Below are 3,641 nucleotides of genomic sequence, written 5' to 3' on the forward strand. Positions count from 1 at the left end.
CTTTTTGGTCCTTCAAAAAGTGACCCGCCGTCAGGGCGGAACCCTAAGCCGCCATCACCCAAATAACGGATACACACACCGACAAACCGCCACCAAAGCCAGTCAATCCCGCGCCAACGCCTCAATCGGGTCCAACCGCGCCGCATTACGTGCCGGCACAAACCCAAACACAATCCCGATCAACGTCGAACACGCAAAAGCAGTCACAATCGACCCCACGGAAAACACCATCTCCCACTCCTTCACAAACAGCGAAAACAGATAACCAATGGCGTAAGACAACGAAATCCCAATCACCCCGCCGATCAAACACACCATCACCGCTTCCACCAAAAACTGCTGGCGAATATCCGACTGCCGTGCCCCCACCGCCATGCGAATGCCAATCTCACGGGTACGCTCAGTCACCGACACCAGCATGATATTCATCACCCCAATCCCGCCCACCAACAACGAAATCACCGCAATCAGCGACAACAGCAACGCCAGGGACCGGCTGGTTTTCTGCACCGTCTGCATGATGCTATCAAGGTTATTGGTGAAAAAATCCTTGGTCCCATGCCGCTGCAGCATCAGCTTGTTGACGTTGTCTTCAACCACCTTACTCGGCTGCCCATCCTTGATACGCACGGTAATACTGTCCAGATGCCGCTGCCCCAACAGCCGCCCCGCCGCCGTTTCATAAGGCACCCACACGTTTAACGCCTTGCTGGCAGCAAACATGTTTTTATTGTCAGCCGTCACCCCGATCACCGTACACGGCAGATTGCCGACCAGGATCACCTGCCCCAGCGGGTCCACATTCGGCCCGAACAGGCGATGCCGAGTGTTGTGGTCAATCACCACCACCTGCGCCTGACGCCGCGCATCACTTTCGCTGAAGGCAATCCCGGCTTCGAGCTTGAGCCCCTTCACTTTGAAATAACGATCGCTTACGCCATTCACCTGCGCATCCAGGTCGATATTGCCGAACCGCAGCAACAGGTTGCGCCCCACCACCGGCGTGGCGCTGTCGACGTAATACAGCTGGTTCAGCGCCTCCACATCCGACGGCATCAATGTCTCGATGGCCGACGCACGGCTGTCGCCGAAACTGGTGCCGGAAAAGATATCGATGGTGTTGCTGCCAATGGCCTGGATGTCCTTGAGCACATACCGCTTGGCGCCCTCGCCGATCGCCGAGATCGACACCACCGAGGTAATGCCGATGACGATACCGAGCATGGTCAGCAAAGTGCGCATGCGATGGGAAATCAGCGCGACCCAGGCCATGTTGAAGGCCTCCTTGAACAGCCCCAGGCTCGCCACCAAACGCCGAGCGCCGCTGCGTTTGGGTTCGATCGGCGCCTCGGTGGGTAGGTCCAACCCCACACTGTCGTTAGCTTTGTCGCTGACAATCTCGCCATCGCACACCTCGACAATGCGCTGAGCATTGGCCGCCACCTTGGGGTCGTGGGTGACGATGATCACCGTGTGCCCGGCCGCGTGCAGCTCGGCGAGGATGCGCATCACCTCCTTGCCGCTGTGGGTGTCGAGGGCGCCGGTGGGCTCGTCGGCGAGGATCACTTCACCGCCGTTCATCAAGGCCCGGGCGATACTCACGCGCTGTTGCTGGCCACCGGAGAGCTGGCTCGGGCGGTGAGTGGTGTGCCCCGCCAGGCCCAGGCGCGTGAGCAGATCGCGTGCGCGGCTGTGCCGTTGGCTCTCCGGCGTACCGGCGTAGATGGCCGGCATTTCCACGTTGTGCAAGGCGCTCAAGTGCGCGAGCAAATGGTAGCGCTGGAAGATAAACCCGAAGTAATCACGGCGCAGTTCCGCCAACTGTTCATCGCCCAGCGAGCGGGTCTCGATACCGTTGATCTTGTAGCTGCCGGCGGTAGCGTAATCCAGGCCGCCGAGGATGTTCATCAGGGTGGATTTGCCCGAACCCGAAGCGCCGATGATCGCGACCATTTCGCCGGCATGAATCGTCAGGTCGATGCCCTTGAGCGCAATGAACTCGCGCTCGCCGGCCATGAAACTGCGGGTAATGCCCTTGAGCTCCAACAGGGGTTGGGTCATGGTTCAGTTCCCCGCCACGGCTGGGGTAGCATCGCCGATCACCACTTTGTCGCCCTCGGCCAGGCCCTCCAGGATCTGCACCTTGACGTTGTTATTGATGCCAGTCTTCACATCCCGCGACACTGCCTTGCCCTTGGCGTCCAGCACCCGCAACGGGTAAGTGCCGTCGTTATTGCGCGCGCCGAGTGCCGCCACCGGCACCATCAACGCCGCCTGGGCGGTGTCGAGCACAATACGCACCTGTGCGGTCATGGCGATGCGCAGGCGATGGTCCGGGTTGGGGACATCGAACAGTGCGTTGTAAAACACCGCGGTGTTCTGCTTGGGCGTACCGGCAGTCTGGGTTTCGAGGAAGTTCTGCGGCGCCGGCTCCGTGCCACGCAACTTGGCGTAGTAGCGCTTGTCGGCTTCACCCAGGATGGTGAAATACACCTGCTGGCCGGGGCTGATATGAATCACATCGGCCTCCGACACCTGGGCCTTGACGGTCATGGTGTCCAGGTCGGCCAGCTTGAGCAGCACCGGCGCCAACTGGCTGGCGATCACCGTCTGGCCTTCCTGCGTGACGATGCCGACCACATCGCCGTCGATGGGCGCGACGATGCGCGTATACGCCAGGTTGACCTTGGCGGTGTCGATCTGGATATGCGCGCTTTTGATCTGCGCATCCAGGGACAACAGGTTGGCCTGCTGCACCTGGAACGTGGACTCGGCATCTTCAAAATCCTGACGCGACACCGACTCGTCAACCTGCAAGCCCTTGTAGCGCTCATATACCGACTTGGCCTGCCTGAGCTGCGCCGCCGTGGCGCGGCGCTGGGCTTGCAGGTTTTCCTCATCCACCTGGGCCTTGCGCAAGGTGTTCTGCAGGATCAGCGGGTCAATTTCAGCCAGCCACTGGCCCTTCTTCACCTTGTCGCCGACCTTGACCTTGAGCGACTTCAACTGCCCCGACACCTGCGCGCCGACATCGACTTGCTTGATGCCCTCGAGCAAACCGGTGGCCAACACCGCATTCTCGATATCACCGCGTTCAGCCGTGGCAGTGAGGTACTGCGGCGCGTCGGCGGGTGCCTGCACCGTGTACACCACCAGGCCAATGGCAACCGCCAACACCGCGAGCATTCCAATTTTGCGAAACTTTGACTTTTCCATAAATGACCATAAAAAGATGAAGAGGGCCTACAACGGCACGGTCCAGTGTGGGAGCTGGCTTGCCTGCGATAGCATCAACTTGGTGTACCTGACACACCGAGGTGTCTGCATCGCAGGCAAGCCAGCTCCCACAGAAAAGCAGATCCCAGGTGCATGCAAATCCGCTTTTCGCTTTTGATCTAACCACTCAGGTCGGCTTTCAGGCCGCCGTGCTCTGCTTTTGATCTTGATCTGCTTTTGATCTGAGGCGCCCCGTTAACCACGATGGCCGGAGTGAGGGCATGCCGAGCCTAGGCGAGGCACCAAGTGGTGGGGCGAAGACCTTTTGGTTACTTTTGGGGCGTTTGCCAAAAGTGACCCGCCGTCAGGGCGGAACCTTAAGTCGTCATCACAAAAACAACGGATATGTACCCGGCATCCCCCCC

The 3,641-nt window shown here is 59.8% G+C and carries 2 protein-coding genes; both read right to left on the bottom strand.

What is annotated here, in order from left to right:
* Positions 1–102: 102 nt before the first annotated feature.
* The gene (locus K0H48_RS02675) at positions 103–2,061 is read right to left on the bottom strand and encodes a MacB family efflux pump subunit (RefSeq protein ID WP_138815794.1); all 1,959 of its coding nucleotides are present in this window, start codon (positions 2,059–2,061) and stop codon (positions 103–105) included.
* A gap of 3 nt (positions 2,062–2,064) precedes the next feature.
* Positions 2,065–3,216, bottom strand: a complete 1,152-nt coding sequence (gene macA, locus K0H48_RS02680) for a macrolide transporter subunit MacA (protein ID WP_219266303.1) — start codon at positions 3,214–3,216, stop codon at positions 2,065–2,067.
* Positions 3,217–3,641 lie beyond the last annotated feature (425 nt).

Origin of the sequence: Pseudomonas sp. Xaverov 259 (assembly GCF_019352915.1) — a bacterium.
In the GTDB taxonomy this organism is placed as follows: Bacteria; Pseudomonadota; Gammaproteobacteria; order Pseudomonadales; family Pseudomonadaceae; genus Aquipseudomonas.